Here is a 17,080-nt window from a genome sequence, read left to right as displayed (position 1 = left end):
TTGGGGAGATAGGCAAATCCGTGAGTCATCGTATAGTGGCGCCATGCGGGGGATAATACTGGTCTTGCTGGGATTGGATATGCTGGCGGTGGTGGGCGTGATGCTCGCCGGCGTGCTGGGCATGGCCGACAAAACCCGCGACCCGCGCCGCGCCAATCTGCTGATGCGCTGGCGTGTGGGGCTGCAAGGCTTGGCGATCCTGCTCGTCGTGATTTTGATGGTCAGCTGATGCCGCGTTTTGCCTTTTCCCAGATCGATGTGTTCACCGCCCGCCCTGGCTATGGCAACCCGCTGGCGCTGGTGCATGGCGCGGCCGGGCTGAGCAGCGACGAGATGCAGCATTTCGCGCATTGGACCAATCTCAGCGAAACCGCCTTTCTGCTGCCGCCCATGGCGCCGGAGGCGGATTACCAGGTGCGCATTTTCACCCCGAAATCCGAGCTGCCCTTCGCCGGCCACCCGACCTTGGGCAGCTGCCATGGCTGGCTGGCCGCCGGCGGGGTGCCGAAGGGCGCATTCATCGTGCAGCAATGCCAGGCCGGGCTGGTGAAAATTCGCCGGGATGGGCGGCGCCTGGCTTTCGCCGCGCCGCCGGCCGCGCAGTCGGACATCGGGCCCGAATTGAAATCCCGCATCGCTGCGGTGTTGGGCATTGCAGAGGCGGAGATTGTCGCCGCGCGCCAACTCTCCGCCACCCGCCCCGGCTGGACCGGCGTGCTGCTGAAGGACCGCGCCGCGGTGCTGGCGCTGCGGCCGGATTTCGCGGCGCTGGGGGAGATGGAGCTTGGCGTTGTCGCCCCGCATGGCGCGGATGGGGTGGATTTCGAGGTACGCGGGTTTGTGAACGATGTCGGCGGGGAAGACCCGGTCACCGGCAGCCTGAATGGCGGGCTGGCACGCTGGCTGATCGGCGCGGGGATTGCCCCGGCGCGCTATGTCGCCGCGCAGGGCACCGCTCTGGGCCGCGCCGGGCGGGTGCATGTGGCGCATGACGGAGAAGAATTCTGGATTGGCGGGGAGAGCGTGGAGGTGATCTCCGGCACGCTCAGCCTGTGAGCCATGCCGGGTGATCTGTTCCCCGAAACCCTGACCCATCCCGGCCTGACCATCCTGCCGGGCTTCGCCGCCGAGGCCGCGCCCGCGCTGATGGCGGCGGTGCAGGCGGTGGCCGCCCATGCCCCCTTCCGGCGTATGAAAACCCCCGGTGGCAAGGAGATGAGTGCGGCGATGACCAATTGCGGCGCCGCCGGCTGGGTGAGCGACGCCAAGGGCTATCGCTACCAGGCGAGCGACCCCTATACCGGTCTGCCCTGGCCGAAAATGCCAGAGATTTTCCGCGACCTGGCGCAGCGCGCGGCGGACGCTGGCGGGTTTGCGGGCTTCGCGCCGGATGTGGCGCTGATCAACCGCTATGAGCCGGGGGCAAAAATGTCCCTGCACCAGGATGTGGATGAGCGGGATTTTTCCGCCCCCATCGTCTCGGTCTCCCTCGGCCTGCCCGCGATGTTTTTATGGGGCGGGGCGAAGCGGACGGATAAGGCGGCGCGGATTGCGCTGGCCAGCGGCGACGTGCTGGTTTGGGGTGGCGCCGCGCGGCGGTTTTTCCACGGCATCGCGCCGGTGAAGGCGGGGGCGCATCCGCTGACCGGGGCAGCGCGGGTGAATTTGACGTTTCGGCGGGCGCTGTAGGTGGGCAACTCCCCTTTGGTATCGCGATTGACAATAAGAAAATCGATGATCTCGTATTCGTGCCCAAATTTTTTCTATGAAGCCAAACAAAGAACTTAAGTGTTGCCGAATCGCCAAAAATTTTTGTCGAATGAAGTTCCGGCAAGAGGAGCTTAAATTGGTACGAGGCGAAAAACTGCAAAGAGGTAACCCGTACCAAATCACATATTATCAACATGTCTTTCCAACGCGATCAATTGGCCGATTTGCAAATTTAAACAGAAAAGTCGAGGTGTTTGACAAAATTCGTAATGTCAAAAGACCAGCCAATGCTGAAGATCGGATCTTTTGCGCTCACAGAAGTTGGGATGAAAAGACGGAAAAAGGTCTGATGAAAAGCATCGAAAATGAGTTTCAGAGCCTTGTTACTTTAATTCTTTCTGGGCTTACGAATTTCACTAATGCTCAAGCGCAAACGATCAGTTTGTTTTATTGGTTGTGGCACTGCAGGTCGGAGCGCCGCATCCTTTTATCGCAAGAAGTTCAGCTTAAAGGTGTTAGTGGATATGATGGTCTATCGAAAGACGATGAAGAACGACTCGAAAAATCGGGTGTAAATTACATCAGGTCTGGTGCTAAAATTCCCAGTCGCCTGATTAACGGCCCACAAATTATGATAAATGTTTGGCGGCATTGTGATGAGACCCGATCAGACTGGATTGTGGTAAACGCAGATGAAGGCGAATTTTTAGTTTCAGATTTTCCTGCTTCACGTATTCTACCCATCACGCCAAGATGCTGTCTGGTTGATACATTAACGTTAAGAATTCAAAATAGAATTTTACATAAAATTGATGTTGGGCGGATAAATTTACTTAGCGCATTGTCTTCTCGAGAGTATTTGTTTGCTCGAAAAATATCCCTCTGTCCCGTTTTCGTTCAATAGATCAGTCGCAGACAAAATTTATAGTTTAATTGTATGCTCTATGTTGCTTTTCAGCGCGACATTTTCTTCGTCGAATAGCGTGTAAAACGGGGCCTTGCGGCCCCGTTCCCTCATCACTCCGCCGCGACGATTGATGGCAGCTTGTACCCCCGCGGCCGGTAGAAGAGGATCCCCAGCGCCAGCCCGCCAATGCCGACCACCTTCACGATCATGTTGAAGGTGGTGATCGCGTAAAACCCTAGCCCGATCAGCGCGATCGCCGACAGCGCCGGGAAGATCACATATTGCACGAAGGTGAAGCCGGTGCTCTTGCGATACACCCAGGCGCAGACCAGCCCGGCCAGCCCGTAATAATAGCAGACCTGCACCGCGATGGCGGCGACCGAGTCATTCAAAATCGCGGAAACCGAAGGCAGGAAGCTGGAAATCACGATCAGCGCTAGCCCGACGATCAGCAGCATATACATGGTGCGCACCGGGGTGATGGTTTTCTCATGCACCTGGCCGAAATAGCCCGGCAGCGCGCGGTCGCGGCCCATGGCGAACAGGGTGCGGGAGAATTGCAGCATCGTCGTCTCCAGCGTGGCGACGGAGGAGAGGATCAGCACCAGGGCCGCGCCATACCCGCCCACCTTGCCAAGCCCGGCGGCAACCGCGACGTGATAGATCAGATTATCGGAAAAGCCAGACGCATCCTTGAGGGAAAACATCATCAGCGCCGCCACGGTGAAGGCGACGAAGGAGGCGATGGTGGCAAAGATGGAGAGAAACCCGCCGCGCCCGGCGAGGTTCTGCTCCTGGCCCTTGGTTTCCTCGGCCAGATTCGCCGTGACGTCCCAGCCCCAATACAGGAACACCACGCTGAGCGAGGAGGCGGCGAAGCTGCCGGCAGGGTAGTTGAAGCCGAACCAGGACCAGGAGAAGGGCGAAACCGAGCCATGCAGCCCGCTATGGATGAAGGCGGCGACGCAAATGATGGCGAGAATGCCAAGCTCGATGCCGCTCATCACCATCTGGATCTTGCTGGTCAGCTCGATGCCGGTGATCAGCACCAGCCCGATGACGATGAACCAGACCGCGCCGATGCCGGTGGTGAGCAGAACATTGCTGGCGAGATCAGGGTCGATGAGCTGCAGCGTGGCGGTGCCCAGCGGCACCGAGCCGGTGACCATGAACACCAGAGCCGCGATCAGCAGCGCCCAGCCGGAGAAATAGCCGAAAAATCCGCCGAACACGGATTTCGTCCATTCATAGGCCGCGCCCGCATTCGGCATTTTATGCGTCAGCCCCTTATAGGCGACGGCGATGCCCAGCATCGGCACCGCGAAAATCAGCAGCGCGTTGGGCGAGACGCTGCCCGCCGTGGCGAGCAGCCCGGCAATGGCGACGGCGATGGAAAAGCCCGGCGCGGAGCCGGCCACGCCCATGATGATCGATTCGAAAAACGATAACGAATCCGCTTTGAGTTTCGTGCTCATGCTGCTTCCTCCCCGTAGGGAATGAGGGTTGTTTTGGGATGGTATCAAAGGCGTTTACAGAAAGCCAAGCACCGTCTGCGGTCAAACGGTGGTAGACGGAAAAAGAAGCTTTAACGCGCGGCCGGCTGCTGCTGGGTGATGCAGTGGATGTTGCCGCCGCCAAGCAGGATTTCGCGTGCCGGGATCATCACGATCTCGCGCTCGGGAAACAGCCTGGCCAGCACGGCACGCGCCGCCGCGTCCGTTTCCACACCGAAGGCGGGCGCGATGATGGCGCCGTTGGCGATGTAGAAATTCACGTAGGAGGCGGCCAGGCGCTCACCGGCGCGCCGGTTCATGCCCGAGGCGGTGGCATCCACCCCGTCCGCCTCGTCCTGGGTATAGAACATCGGCGTCGGCATCGGGATTTTTTCGATCACGAGGTCGCGGCCCTTGGCATCGCGCGCGCCCTTCAGCGCGGCCTCGGCGGCGCGGCTGATGGCGTAATGCGCATCCGCCGGATCGTCGCACCAGGTCAGCAGCACCACGCCAGGCTTCACGAAGCAGACGAGATTATCCACATGCCCGTCGGTCTCGTCATGCGGCACGCCTTCGGCGATCCAGATGACGTGGCTAACGCCGAGATAATCCTTCAGCATCCGCTCCATATCCTGGCGGGTGATGTTGGGATTGCGGTTCTCGTTGAGCACGCATTGTTCGACGCAGAGCACGCTGCCCTCGCCATCCACATGCAGCGCCCCGCCTTCGATCACCAGAGGCGCGCGGAACGCCCTCGCACGCTCCAGCCCTAGGATCTTGCCAGCGATGGCATCGTCCTTGTCCCAGGGGAAATACAGCCCGCCCCAGCTTTTGAACGGCCAGTCCACCCCGCCGAGCTGGCCGTCAGGGCCAAGCAGGAAGGTGCAGGCAATGTCACGCGCCCAGGCATCATTGCTGCTCATCTCCACCACCCGCACCTCCGGCGGCAGGCTGGCGCGGGCGTTTTCATATTGCGCGGCACTGACCAGCATCGTCACCGGCTCGAACCGGGCGATGGCGCTGGCGACAGCGACAAAGGCTTTCTGCGCGGGCTTCGCACCCAGGCGCCAATTATCCGGCCGCTCCGGCCAGATCATCCAGCACCCGTCATGCGCCGCCCATTCCGCCGGCATGGCAAAGCCGGCCTCGCGCGGGGTGATCACATCTTTCATGGCACCCTCAGGCGTTTTTCAGATAGGCGTCATATTCCACATCGGAAATCCGCTTGCGCAGCTCGCTGATTTCCTGGCGCTTGGTGGCGGTGTAATAGCGCTGGAATTCCGCCCCGAAAATATCGCCCATCATGGCGGAGGCGCCGAACTTGTCCACGGCACCCGACCAGGCGATGGGCAATGGCGGCGCCAGGGGGCTGCGGATGGTGCCATGCGTTTCCGGCCCCGGGTCCATCCGCCCTTCCAGCCCGGCCAGAGCGGTGCCGAGCAGCGAGGCGAAGGAGAGATAGGGGTTGCAATCCGCCCCGGCGACGCGATGTTCGATGCGCGAGGCCGCCGGGTCGGCGGTGATCACCCGCACCGAGGCCATGCGGTTATCATGCCCCCAATCGCCATAAGTGGGCGCATGCACGCCGGGCGCGAAACGGCGATAGGAATTGGCGTGCGGCGCCAGGGTCAGCATCGTATCCGGCATGTTGTGGATGATGCCGCCCAGCGCGTGATAGAGCTCCGGCGCGGCGCGCTCCGGCGTGCCGACGAAGATGTTCTTGCCGGCATTGTCGAGGATCGACATATGCACATGCATGCCCGAGCCCGCCCATTGCCCGTAGGGCTTGGCCATGAAGGTGGCGGTGAGGCCGTGCTTGCGCGCCACCTGCTTGATGGTGCGCTTGAACAAAGTGGCGCCGTCGGCCAGGCGCATCGCGTCGGTCGAGTATTTCAGCGTCACCTCGAACTGGCCGGGGCCGGATTCGGAGACGAGGGTTTCCAGGATGATGTCCTGCGCTTTCGCGCAGCCCATCATTTCGCGCAGGATCGGCTCGTAATCATGCACTTCGCCCAGCCCGACGGCGTCGATCTGCCAGCCGCGCCAGCCGCTCTCATCGGCGCCGCGCGGGGCGATCTTCATGCCGTTCTGGCGGGAATCGACCAAATAGAATTCCAGCTCCACGCCCAGAGCCGGGGTCAGCCCGGCCTTGGCGTAGCGGGCGAGAACCCGCTCCAACGCGCCTCTGGGGTCGAGGTAATAGAGGCTGCCATCTTCCTCGCGCATGGTCAGCAGCGCCTGGGCGACATTGCCCTCCGCCCAGCCCATGCGGGTGATGGAATGCGGCACCGCCACGCAGAGCCCGTCCGGATCCCCGGTATCGTAGGCGATGCCGCCCTCGACGATGTCGCGGCCCCAGATGTCGAGCAGGTAGGCCGAGCGCGGAATCGCGATGCCGGTGCCGAGCAGGGATTTCGCCTTGTCGCGCTGCAGCCATTTGCCGCGCGGCACGCCGTTCACATCGATGATGAAGGCCTCGATGTAATCGGCGCCGGAGAGCAAGGAGAGCTTGGCTTCAAGCTCCGGGTTGGCGAGCATGTTCATTCCGCAACCTCACTGCGCACATCGGCATAGGTCTTCTCGAAGGCGATTTTCGCCATCGCCGCGAACTGCTCGATCTCGGCATCGCTGATGGTCAGCGGCGGGGAGAACAGCATGGTGTCGCGGGTGGCGCGCATCATCAGCCCGGCCTTGATCGAATGATCCCGGCAGATGACGCCGACACGGCCATTTTTCTCGAAATTCTTGCGGGTGCGCTTGTCGGCGGTCAGCTCGATCGCGCCGATCAGCCCGACGCCGCGGATCTCGCCGACGATCGGCAGATCGCCGATGGCCGCGGTGAGTTTTTCACGCAGCAGCGCGCCCTTGCGGGTGGCCTCGGCGACCAGATTCTCGCTTTCGATGATTTCCAGATTCCGCAGCGCCACGGCGCAGGAGACCGGATGCCCCGAATAGGTGAAGCCGTGATAATATTCGCCCGCCTCATTCACCAGCACATCCGCGACGCGCCGGTTCATCAGCAAGGCCGAGAGCGGCAGATAGCCGGAGGTGAGGCCCTTGGCGGTGGTCATCATGTCCGGCTCGATGCCGAACGTGTTGCTGCCGAACCAGTTGCCGGTGCGCCCATAGCCGCAGATCACCTCGTCGGCGATCAGCAGAATATCGTACTGCTTGCAGATGCGGTTGATCTCCGGCCAGTAGGTCGCGGGCGGGATCAGCACGCCGCCAGCGCCCTGGATCGGCTCGCCGATGAAGGCGGCGACGTTCTCAGGCCCGAGTTCGAGGATCTTCTTCTCGACCTCCTTGGCGGCGTAGAGGCCGAATTCCTCCGGGCTCATCTGTCCGCCCTTGCCATACCAGTAAGGCGGCAGCACCTGGACAAAATTCGGCATGTCGCCGGCCTGGCGGTGCATATCCTTCATGCCGCCGGCGGAGGCGCCGAGCGTGGTGGAGCCGTGATAGCCATATTCGCGGCCGATGATGATTTTCTTCTCGGGCTTGCCCAGCGTCTGCCAGTAGACGCGCGCGGTGCGCAGGGCGCTGTCCACCGCCTCGGAGCCGGAGCAGGCGAAGAAGGCGTGCTCGAACCCGGCCGGGGAAATCTCCGCCAGCTTGGTGGCCAGGCGCACCGCCGGCTCGTTCGTGGTTTTGAAGAAGGTGTTGTAATAAGGCAGCTTCGCCATCTGGGTGGCGGCGGCCTCGACCAGCTCCTGGCGGCCATAGCCGGCGGCGACACACCAGAGACCGGCCATGCCGTCCATGATCTTGTTGCCGTTGGAATCGTGCAGATACACGCCTTCCGCCTTGGTGATCAGCCGCACGCCCTGCTCGTGCAGCTCCTTATGGTCGGTGAAGGGGTGGAAATGGTGGGCGGCGTCCAGCGCCTGCCAATCAAGGCCGTGGGTGAGGTTGTCCAGCATAGTGGGCTCCGATGATTTCTGAATATGAAAATGCCCAAACTCCCCGTTCGGGCAGGGGAAAACTCAGAACCGGGGCGGGCTGAAGCCAATACGTGCGCAGAGGATAAGCAACTCTGCTTGTAAAGTAAGCGCAGGTGGTAGGGCTGCCGAAACCATGCCCAAATCTGGCATGGCGGTAAAAACCTATCAAGAAATTTTTATAACAGACCGCCCCGCCCGCCGGGAGGCGGACGGGGCGCGGCGGGTTAAAACACCAGCCAGATGCCGCCGAAGAAGATGTCGTTATTCGAAGCCGAGCGGCCATTGCCGTCATAATTATGCGCGAGCCCGTTGAAATACGGGTAGATCGTGCCCTCCAGGAAGAATTTCGCATTCACCCAGGGGAAGATTTTCGGTCCGCCTTTGTTGAACGGATAGTAATCCAGCTCGGTGGTGAAGCTGGCGGTGTTGGGCTTGCCGTTGGCGTTGCCGGAGATGGGGGCGGCGGCGTACAGCCCGGAATCCGCGTTGCCGCCGATATTGGTGAAGGATTCGGTGGCGCCGAACATCTGGTGCCAGAGATAGGAGATGGTCACACTCTCCTGGTTCAGCGTGTCGTTCAGATTGGCGGTGTTGCCGGCTGGGAAGCTCGCCCCCCAATGCTGGCTCTCATGATACCAGGAGGCTTGCAGCGAGATCGCCTGGTTGGCGGTGATGTGCTGGATCTGCGCGTCCAGCCCGAGATCGGTGATGTCGTCCTGCGGGCCATGGCTGAAGCCGCTGGGATAAGGATGGTCGACCAGCCCGGACGTGCCGATCTCGTAGGAATTCTCACCGACACTGTGCTGGATGGCCAGGCGCCAGTAAGGAATGGTGCCGCCCACCCCGTTGGCGGGGCCGACCCCCAGCGCGTAGGCGGTATGGTTGGGCAGGGATTTATAAGCGTCGAACTCGCCATAGAGCATGTCCGCCGGGGTCACGTAATAGGCCGCATAGCCGCCCACGCCGACGACGCTTTGCGCTAGCCCGCTGATCTGCAGCCCGGCGGTGGGCGAGACGCCCAGCTCATCGGGGATGAACGGATAGCCCCAGGCGGGCAGCGTGTTCCACACATCGGTGAGGCCCGGCGCGTTGTTGAAGGTGACGCCATAGACGATCTGCCGCCCGGCCAGCTTGGCGCTCTGGGCGAAGCGTATATCGGTATTGTCCCAGTGGAACTGATGCGCCACGCCGTCGAACGTGCCTTGGATGAAGGCGCCGAGGCCGAGATTTTTATCCAGCACGCCGCCATAGAACAGGCTGGTCTGCTGGATCGACCAGGCATTATTGGGCGGATAATCCGGCGCCAGCCCGCCGGGGACGCTCTTGTTCAGATAGGTATAGCCGGCCTCCAGCATGGCGGAAAAATTATGCGCCCGCGGGTAGGTCTGGTCGCCCAGCGTGTAGCCTTCCAGCTTGAACAGCCGCCCGAACGGGGTGAGCTGGGGAAAGCCGATATGGCAGGCGGCGCAGGCCAGGCCGGTTTGCGCCGCATAGGCGGGAATCGCCTGGGCGGGGCGGCTGAAGGCCAGCAGCCCGGCCAGCCCGGCCAAGCTGAGGGCGGTGGTGGAGCTGATGAAGCGGCGCATCGCGCGTCTCCTGGCTGTTTGGTTGTGGTTGTGAAGCCAAGCCTGCCATCGTCCCATTTCGCCCTGTTGGCCTTGATATGGCGCAAACCCCATCATGTTTGCGGGAAACGCCGCCCCTTGCCCGCCCGGGCCGGTCGGGGCAAGACAAGGGCCATGTCCGACCTTACCGATCTCGACGAGCTGCTGAGCAAGCGCGGCCGTTCCAGCCAATTCGGCGCCTATGTCACCGCCCTGGCGTTTGACGCATCCGGCTTGCCCGGCTTCGCGCTGGGTGACGGCACGTTGCGCCTGGGGCCCGCGCATCAGAGCATCGCCGCGCATGACGGCGCGGCGCTGAGCCTGTCAGCGCATCCGCAGGGTGGCTTCGTGACCGGCGGCGATGATGGGCGGCTGATCTGGACCAGGCCGGATGGCGGCACCCAGGAGTTGTATAAATTCGGCTCCAAATGGGTGGAGCAGGTGGCGGCCTTCGCCGGCAAAGGCGCGCTGCTGGCGGCCGCGGTGGGCAAGATGCTCTATCTGCTGAGCCCTGGCGGCGAGGTGCTGAAAGAGATCGCGCACCCTTCCACCGTCACCGGCATCGCCTTTGACGCCAAGGGCAAGCGCGTCGCGGCCTCGCATTATAACGGGGCGAGCCTGTGGTTCACCGCGTCCGGCGCGCTGGTGGCGCCGAAGCTGGAATGGAAGGGCAGCCATACCGGCGTTGCCATCCACCCGGCCGGGGAGGCGCTGGTGACGGCGATGCAGGAGAACGCCCTGCATGGCTGGACGCTGCCGGGGGGCAAGCATATGCGCATGTCCGGCTATCCCTCCAAACCGGAATCGCTGGGCTTCACCAAATCCGGCAAATGGCTGGCGACGGCCGGGGCGGAGAGCATTGTGCTCTGGCCCTTCTTCGGCGGCGGGCCGATGGGCAAGCCGCCGATGGAGCTGGGCATGGGCGATGGCGTGATCAAGCGCGTCGCCTGCCATCCGCAGCATGAGGTGGTGGCGGCCGGGTTCAATACCGGCATGGTGCTGGTGGCGGATGTGGCGCGTGAGCGCGTGCTGGCGGTGTGCGGGCCGGGGCGCGGCAGTGTCAGCGCGCTGGGCTGGAGCCAGAACGGCGCGCAGCTCGCCTTCGGCACGGAAGAAGGCTTCGCCGCGATCGTGGATTTCGCCGGCTGACACCCCGGCTCCAAAGGTCCAAGTTTTTGGGGGGTTTTTAAAAACACCCCACCCCTTGCATCTCAATCGTAAAACGCCGGCGCCTGTTTGAAGCGCGGCCAGGCATCCGGGTCATGCCCGGTGACCACCTGCGCGCCTTCGCGTTCGGCCAGGGTACGCAGCTTCTGCACCGAGCGCACCGTATCCACGGTGGACGCCAGGAAGCCGGGCAGGGATTTCTCGTTCCAATGGTCCAGCGTGTAGGCGGCATCGATGGTCAGCAGCATCTTGCCGGTATTGGGCAGCTTGACCATGAAGGATTGGTGCCCCGGCGCATGGCCCGGCGTGAAAATCGTGGTCAGCGTGCCGTCGCCATAGAGATCGTAGAAATCATCGATATCGCCTTTCAGGAACTGCCATTTCAGCCCGGGCCTGTCGAAATCCTTGCGGATATAGCCGCCGGCGGAAAACCAGTCCGGGGTGAAGGCATATTCATACTCGGCGCGCTGGACGATATGGGTGGCGTTCGGAAATCGGCCGATCGCGCCTGTATGATCCAGATGTAAGTGCGACTGCACGACGTACTTCACATCCGCCGGGTCGATCCCCAGCGCCTTCACCTGGTCCACGCAGCCTTTGTCCTTGTCCAGCACTGGCCAATAGACATCGCAAACCCCGCCCCAATGGCCGCGCGGGTCGGTGGCGACCTCGATGGCGTTGCCGCCATCGATGATGGCATGGCCCTTGGGGTGGGTGATGAGGAAGAAGGGCACGGGGATTTCATAATCCGCGCCATTGCCCTCATTCATCTTGATGTTGTGGAGTTTGCATTTCAGCGTGCCGGATTGCAGCATGTAGAGCCGGATATCGCTCATTTTGGGTTCCTCCTTTAGGGATTTATGCGGCGAAAATCAGAAGGCTTCGCGGTACAGCGCCAGCGCGTCCGCTTCCGTCACCTCGACCGGATTATTCTGCAGCAGCCGGGTCTGCTTCATCGCATCGGCGGCCAGCATGGCGAGGTTGTTATCCGTCACCCCCACCTCGCGCAGGCGCCGCGGCGCGCCGCTTGCGTTCATCAATGTTTCCATATGGCTGACGAAAGCGGTGGCCGTGCTGCCCGCCCCCAGCACGCCCGCCAGCTCGGCATAAAGCGGCCCGGCGGCGGTTTCGTTGAAGCGCAGCACCGGCCCCAGCATCAGCGCGTTGGAGAGGCCGTGCGGCACGTGGTAATGCCCACCCAGCGGGTAGGCCAGCGCATGCACAGCCCCGACCGGCGAGTTGGAGAAAGCCTGGCCGGCCAGCATCGCGCCGAGCAGCATCGCCTCCCGCGCCTCCCGGTTGCCACCATCCTGGCAGGCAGCGATGAGATTGCCGCCCAGCAGCCGCAGCGCTTCGCGCGCCAGCGCGTCCGAGACCGGGTTTTTCTTGTGCCGTCCGGTATAGGCCTCGATCGCATGCACCATCGCATCGATGCCGGTGGCGGCGGTGTGCAGTTTCGGCAGGAAGGTGGTCAGCGCGGCGTCCAGCAGCACGTAATCGGCATAGAGCTGCGGTGAGACCACGCCCATCTTGGTGGTCGCGCCGGTGGTGATGATGGCGATGTTGGTGACTTCCGAACCCGTGCCCGCCGTGGTCGGCACCAGCACCAAAGGCGCGCGCGTGCCGTTGACGTTGCCTATGCCATACATCTCCGCCAGGCTCTGGCTGCCGTGCAGCAGCACCGCCACCAGCTTGGAAATATCCAGCGAGGAGCCGCCGCCCAGCCCGAGCACGATGTCCGTACCGGCTTGTTTGGCGAGGTCCACGGCCTGCAGCAGCACCGCTTCCGGCGGGTCCGCCACCACCGCGTCGAAGATCGTCACGCTGAACCCGGCGCGGCGCAGATCCGCCTCCACCGGCGCGATCAGCCCGGCTTTCACCAGCCCGGCATCGGTGATCAGAAACAGCTTCCGCGCGGCGAAGCGGGTAGAGAGAATTTCACCCAGCCGGCCGGCGCCCTGCCAGGCCATGTCCAGCGCGGGGACCGTGTTGAAGGCAAACGGGGTCATCGGCGTTTCCTTGATTATTGGATTTCGCGGGTAACCCAGGCAGGATGGCTGACTTGGTCAGCCCTTCAAAGATGTGTCAAAAAAGAACATCTCCTCGGCGGTCTCGTGCATCACCTGTGCCCGCACCGCCGGGTCCGGAAACAGCCGCCCGGCTAAAGCCAGCGACATGCCGTAATCCAGCCGCTCCGGCAGGCGCAGATAAGGCAGATCCGAGCCCCAGATGCAGCGTTGCGGTCCGAAGGCGCGCAGCAGTTCGGCCACCACCGGGTGCGCGCCCTCGAACGGCCAGGGGAAGGGGGCGAATTTATGCAGGCCGGAGAGTTTGATGCAGGTCGGCGCCTCGCGCTCGGCCAGGCATTTCAGGGCGCGGAAGGCGAAGCCATCCAGCCCGGCGGCGAGATCCGGGCGGCCGCAATGGTCGATCACCACCCGCACCTCGGACTCCTCGATCAGCGCCATCGCCTCGAAGACCTGCTCGCCCTCGAATTGCAGATCCAGCACCATGTCCAACGCCGCCAGTCTTTCGATCAGCCCGGCATGAGTGCGGAAATGTCCGGGCGGGTAGGCGGGCATCTGGAAGGCGGCGCCGATGATGCCTTGCGCCTTCAGCGCGGCCAGCGCCTCGACGCTGATATCCGGCGCCAGCACGGCGATGCCGCGCCAGGCGCCCTGTGCGGCGGCCAGCGCCTCCAGCAGCGCGGTATTGTCCTGGCCGTAGCCGGAGGTGGGCTGCACCAGCACCGCCTTGCCCACCCCATGGCAGGCCAGCAGCGGGCGCAGATAATCCAGCGTGCACAGCTCCTGCCCGCCCGGGTGATAGCCGGTCCCGGCCGCATAGCCATGGCGGGCCGGGTCGAGCAGATGCAGATGGGTGTCGATCTTGGGTTCGCGGATCAGCGTGGCGAGGTCGGTCATGGCGCCAGTGAAGCGCAGCTGATCCGTCCGGCAAAGCCTCAGCCGCGCTTGGCACCCTCGCGGATCAGCAGCAGCAGCGCCAGGAAGAATTCCAGCCCGAAGACCCAGGTGGAAATATCATGCCCGCGCGCGAAGGCGGCTGCATTGCCCGCGGCCCGCCACGCATCCAGCCTTGGCATCAGCCAGAACCAGCTCCAGAGCGTGCCGATGAGCGTGACGCAAGGCACCAAGGCGGCGCGGCCCCGGCCCAGCAGCAGATAGCCAAAGGCCGAAACCCCGGCGGTGATCAGGCAATAGAGATATAAAACCGGAAAGGCCGTTCGGATGAACGGCCCCCCGATGGCAAGCGGCAGCCTGGTGAAGACCAGAGGGGCCATCACCGCGCCGAAAAACAGCATCCCGCCCGCAAGCAAGCCCAGCCCAGGCAGGGCCAGCAGGCGGCCGAGACGGCGCATCAGTAGCGATACGCCTCGTGCTTGAACGGGCCCTGCACGTCCAGCCCCAGATAATCGGCCTGCTTCTTGGTGAGCTGGGTCAGCTTGGCGCCAACCTTGGCGAGGTGCAAAGCCGCCACCTTCTCGTCCAGATGGCGTGGCAGCACATAGACCTTGCGCTCATACTTGCCTTCCGGGGCGGTCCAGAGCTCGATCTGCGCCAGCACCTGGTTGGTGAAGCTGGCGGACATCACGAAGCTCGGATGGCCGGTGGCGTTGCCGAGATTCACCAGGCGGCCCTCGGAGAGCACGATCAGGCGCTTGCCATCCGGGAACACCACCTCATCCACCTGCGGCTTCACATTTTCCCATTTATAGTTGCGCAGCGCGTCGATCTGGATCTCGCTGTCGAAATGGCCGATGTTGCAGACGATGGCGCGATGCTTCATGGCGCGCATATGGTCGATATTGATGACATCGACATTGCCGGTGGCGGTGACGAAAATATCGCCTTCCGGGGCGGCATCGTCCATCGTCACCACCTCATAGCCTTCCATCGCGGCCTGCAGGGCGCAGATCGGGTCGATCTCGGCGACCTTCACGCGGCAGCCGGCATTGCGCAGGCTGGCGGCGGAGCCCTTGCCGACATCGCCGAAGCCGGCGACGACGGCGACCTTGCCGGCCATCATCACGTCGGTGCCACGGCGGATGCCGTCCACCAGGCTCTCGCGGCAGCCATAGAGATTGTCGAACTTGGACTTGGTGACAGAATCGTTCACATTGATGGCGGGGACCAGCAGCTTGCCGGCCTTGGCCATCTCCCAGAGGCGATGCACGCCGGTGGTGGTCTCCTCGGAAATGCCGCGAATATTCGCCAGCATCTCCGGGTATTTGTCATGCATGATCTGGGTGACGTCGCCGCCATCGTCCAGGATCATGTTCGGGGTCCAGCCATCCGGGCCGCGCAGCGTCTGTTCGATGCACCACCAGAATTCTTCCTCGCTCAAGCCCTTCCAGGCGAAGACCGGGATGCCGGCGGCGGCGATGGCGGCGGCGGCCTGGTCCTGGGTGGAGAAGATATTGCAGGAGGACCAGCGCACGGAGGCACCCAGCGCCACCAGCGTCTCGATCAGCACCGCGGTCTGGATGGTCATGTGTAGGCAGCCGACGATGCGGGCACCGGCCAGCGGCTTGGATTTGCCGAATTCCTCGCGCAGCGCCATCAGGCCGGGCATTTCGTCCTCGGCCATGGAGATTTCCTTGCGGCCCCATTCAGCCAGGGACATGTCCTTGACCTTGTAATCGGTGGGCAGGTTGGCGTCTGGCATGGCGGTACGTCCTCAAACTTGAAAAACGGGAAACTTGAAAAACTGGAGAAACCCTTATTCGCTCGGGGCGGATATGCCAACCGGCGAGGCTTTCAGCTTTCGCCGGAATGGCTTGCGAATTGATGAATTGCGGTTCAATCGCGCCCGTCTTATATAAATCAATTTGATATTTTAAGGCTTGGCGGCGGGCAGGCTGGCGAAATAGGCGGCCACATCCTGGCGTTCACTCAAGGTCAACGCGCTGGCGATGCGGCGCATCAGCGCATTGCCGCCCTGGCCGGCCGCCATCAGATTCAGCGCGGCGACGATGTCGTCCGCCTTGCGCCCGGCCAGCGCCGGCGCGCCGATGGCGCTGTTACCCTGGCCCTGTGCGCCATGGCAGGCGGCGCAGGGCATGGCCCCGTTTTCATTGCCGTGCAGGACGATCTGCTGCCCCGCCGGCGCCGCGGCGGCCAGGCCCAGCAGCAGCACAGGTGCGGCGCGCAGCGCCTTCACGCGCCCGACGGGCCGGAGGGGCCATAGACCGGCAGCAGCAGCAGCAAATCGCCGCCATCCGCGAATTTCAGCGTGATGCCGATTTTGTCGCCCACCTTCATCTTCGGCTTCATGCACATCAAATGGTAGCCGCCTTCGGCGAAGCTCACCTCGCCATGCGCGGGGATGGTGATGCTCTTCACCATCTCCATCATCGAGGTGCCGCCATCATTCACCGTCTTGTGCAGCATCAGCGTGCCGCAGGCCGGGGAGCTGGCGCCGATTAGCCTGGTGGTGCTGTCGCCGCTATTGCTCAGCGTCATGTAGCCACCGGCCGGGATGTTCGGCAGCAGATACCGGAACCAGCCATTCGAGGCATGGATGTTGGCCGGAGAGGGCTGCGGCGTGGCCGAGGGGCTGGGGGCGGCGGCGCCGAGCAGCACCGGCAGCGCGAGCAGAGCAAGGAGGCGTTTCATGCAGCCTGGATAGCGCAGCCTTCAGCGCAAGAAAAGCTTACAGCGTGGGAGGCTTTGCCCGACATTGCCGCATGGCCGGCATTTATTGCCAATCCCGCCGTTGCGGCGCAAAAGGCGGCCATGGACCATATCCGCCTCGCCGATGCCGCCCGGGCCACGCGGCGCATGTTCGTCCGCGACCTGGTGCTGGAGACGCAGATCGGCGTCTATGCCCAGGAGCATGGCCGCACCCAGCGCGTGCGCTTCAATCTGGATCTGGCGGTCGAGGATGATGGCGCGGCGCATCTGTCGCGCCCTGCGGTGGGGGCGGATGATCTGCGCCGGGTGGTAGATTACGACACGGTGATCAACGCGGTGCGCGAGATCATCGCCAGCGGCCATGTGCAGCTGGTGGAAACGCTGGCCGAGCGCGTCGCCGAGGCCTGCCTGCGCGATCCAAGGGTGCGGGTGGCGCGGGTGATGGTGGAAAAGCTGGACGTGTTCGCCGATGCCGCCAGCGTGGGTGTGGAAATCGAACGCCGGAATATCTAGTTGTCCACGGCCCGGAAGACCCATCTATCAACGGGTTCCGGGTGAATGTGGAAGCGGGGATAATTCGCTGAACAAATGTTAATTTCGTTCA

At 63.1% G+C, this 17,080-nt stretch carries 18 protein-coding genes; 6 read left to right on the top strand and 12 right to left on the bottom strand.

Annotated features, from left to right (window positions below; translation table 11 throughout):
• Positions 1 to 43: 43 nt before the first annotated feature.
• The 4 genes from ACZ46S_RS11960 (at position 44) to ACZ46S_RS11945 (ending at position 2,614) form a co-directional block, all read left to right on the top strand.
• The gene (locus tag ACZ46S_RS11960; protein WP_026439014.1) at positions 44 to 229 is read left to right on the top strand and encodes an HIG1 domain-containing protein; all 186 of its coding nucleotides are present in this window, start codon (positions 44 to 46) and stop codon (positions 227 to 229) included.
• A complete protein-coding gene (locus ACZ46S_RS11955; protein WP_464061900.1) occupies positions 229 to 1,056 on the top strand; it encodes a PhzF family phenazine biosynthesis protein in 828 nt (275 codons plus the stop codon). Before ACZ46S_RS11960 ends, ACZ46S_RS11955 begins: the two co-directional genes overlap by 1 nt.
• Before the next feature lie 3 nt (positions 1,057 to 1,059).
• Positions 1,060 to 1,689 carry a DNA oxidative demethylase AlkB gene (alkB, locus tag ACZ46S_RS11950; RefSeq protein WP_464061899.1) on the top strand — a complete coding sequence of 210 codons (630 nt, stop codon included), beginning with the start codon at positions 1,060 to 1,062 and terminating at the stop codon, positions 1,687 to 1,689.
• Positions 1,690 to 1,819: 130 nt separating this feature from the next.
• The gene (locus ACZ46S_RS11945; RefSeq protein ID WP_464061898.1) at positions 1,820 to 2,614 is read left to right on the top strand and encodes a hypothetical protein; all 795 of its coding nucleotides are present in this window, start codon (positions 1,820 to 1,822) and stop codon (positions 2,612 to 2,614) included.
• Positions 2,615 to 2,727: 113 nt separating this feature from the next.
• Here ACZ46S_RS11945 and ACZ46S_RS11940 read toward each other — a convergent pair whose 3' ends face one another.
• The 5 genes from ACZ46S_RS11940 to ACZ46S_RS11920 form a co-directional block, all read right to left on the bottom strand.
• Positions 2,728 to 4,092 carry an APC family permease gene (locus ACZ46S_RS11940; protein ID WP_464061897.1) on the bottom strand — a complete coding sequence of 455 codons (1,365 nt, stop codon included), beginning with the start codon at positions 4,090 to 4,092 and terminating at the stop codon, positions 2,728 to 2,730.
• 110 nt (positions 4,093 to 4,202) lie between these two features.
• On the bottom strand, positions 4,203 to 5,282 hold the full coding sequence (gene aguA, locus ACZ46S_RS11935; protein ID WP_464061896.1) for an agmatine deiminase: 1,080 nt from the start codon (positions 5,280 to 5,282) through the stop codon (positions 4,203 to 4,205).
• Between the two features lie 7 nt (positions 5,283 to 5,289).
• Positions 5,290 to 6,654, bottom strand: coding sequence for a glutamine synthetase family protein (locus ACZ46S_RS11930; protein WP_464061895.1), 1,365 nt, complete (start codon positions 6,652 to 6,654; stop codon positions 5,290 to 5,292).
• Positions 6,651 to 8,030 carry an aspartate aminotransferase family protein gene (locus ACZ46S_RS11925; protein WP_464061894.1) on the bottom strand — a complete coding sequence of 460 codons (1,380 nt, stop codon included), beginning with the start codon at positions 8,028 to 8,030 and terminating at the stop codon, positions 6,651 to 6,653. Before ACZ46S_RS11925 ends, ACZ46S_RS11930 begins: the two co-directional genes overlap by 4 nt.
• A 245-nt stretch (positions 8,031 to 8,275) precedes the next feature.
• Positions 8,276 to 9,637, bottom strand: coding sequence for a hypothetical protein (locus ACZ46S_RS11920; protein WP_464061893.1), 1,362 nt, complete (start codon positions 9,635 to 9,637; stop codon positions 8,276 to 8,278).
• A 153-nt stretch (positions 9,638 to 9,790) separates the two neighbouring features.
• Here ACZ46S_RS11920 and ACZ46S_RS11915 point away from each other — a divergent pair, with 153 nt between their 5' ends.
• Positions 9,791 to 10,804 carry a WD40 repeat domain-containing protein gene (locus ACZ46S_RS11915; protein ID WP_464061892.1) on the top strand — a complete coding sequence of 338 codons (1,014 nt, stop codon included), beginning with the start codon at positions 9,791 to 9,793 and terminating at the stop codon, positions 10,802 to 10,804.
• 62 nt (positions 10,805 to 10,866) lie between these two features.
• Here ACZ46S_RS11915 and attM read toward each other — a convergent pair whose 3' ends face one another.
• The 7 genes from attM to ACZ46S_RS11880 all read right to left on the bottom strand — a co-directional run bounded on the left by attM (position 10,867) and on the right by ACZ46S_RS11880 (position 16,458).
• Entirely contained in the window at positions 10,867 to 11,658 is a 792-nt protein-coding gene (gene attM, locus ACZ46S_RS11910) for an AttM family quorum-quenching N-acyl homoserine lactonase (RefSeq protein ID WP_464061891.1), read from the bottom strand.
• 36 nt (positions 11,659 to 11,694) lie between these two features.
• On the bottom strand, positions 11,695 to 12,831 hold the full coding sequence (locus ACZ46S_RS11905; RefSeq protein ID WP_464061890.1) for an iron-containing alcohol dehydrogenase: 1,137 nt from the start codon (positions 12,829 to 12,831) through the stop codon (positions 11,695 to 11,697).
• Between the two features lie 57 nt (positions 12,832 to 12,888).
• Entirely contained in the window at positions 12,889 to 13,746 is an 858-nt protein-coding gene (locus tag ACZ46S_RS11900; RefSeq protein WP_464061889.1) for an amidohydrolase family protein, read from the bottom strand.
• Positions 13,747 to 13,784: 38 nt separating this feature from the next.
• The gene (locus tag ACZ46S_RS11895) at positions 13,785 to 14,201 is read right to left on the bottom strand and encodes a DUF4149 domain-containing protein (protein ID WP_464061888.1); all 417 of its coding nucleotides are present in this window, start codon (positions 14,199 to 14,201) and stop codon (positions 13,785 to 13,787) included.
• A complete protein-coding gene (gene ahcY / locus ACZ46S_RS11890) occupies positions 14,201 to 15,508 on the bottom strand; it encodes an adenosylhomocysteinase (protein ID WP_295743190.1) in 1,308 nt (435 codons plus the stop codon). Before ahcY ends, ACZ46S_RS11895 begins: the two co-directional genes overlap by 1 nt.
• A 171-nt stretch (positions 15,509 to 15,679) precedes the next feature.
• Positions 15,680 to 16,003, bottom strand: a complete 324-nt coding sequence (locus ACZ46S_RS11885; RefSeq protein ID WP_464061887.1) for a c-type cytochrome — start codon at positions 16,001 to 16,003, stop codon at positions 15,680 to 15,682.
• Positions 16,000 to 16,458 (bottom strand): copper chaperone PCu(A)C, encoded by a 459-nt coding sequence (locus ACZ46S_RS11880; protein WP_464061886.1) that lies wholly within the window; start codon positions 16,456 to 16,458, stop codon positions 16,000 to 16,002. The genes ACZ46S_RS11885 and ACZ46S_RS11880 overlap by 4 nt, the downstream gene beginning before the upstream one ends.
• A gap of 120 nt (positions 16,459 to 16,578) precedes the next feature.
• On the opposite strand from ACZ46S_RS11880, the gene folB reads away from it, so the two are divergent.
• Complete coding sequence (gene folB, locus ACZ46S_RS11875) at positions 16,579 to 16,989, top strand: dihydroneopterin aldolase (protein ID WP_464061885.1); 411 nt, start codon at positions 16,579 to 16,581, stop codon at positions 16,987 to 16,989.
• Positions 16,990 to 17,080 lie beyond the last annotated feature (91 nt).

The sequence above is a fragment of the Acidocella aluminiidurans genome (genome assembly GCF_055383125.1).
This window is presented reverse-complemented; position numbering and strand designations above follow the sequence as displayed.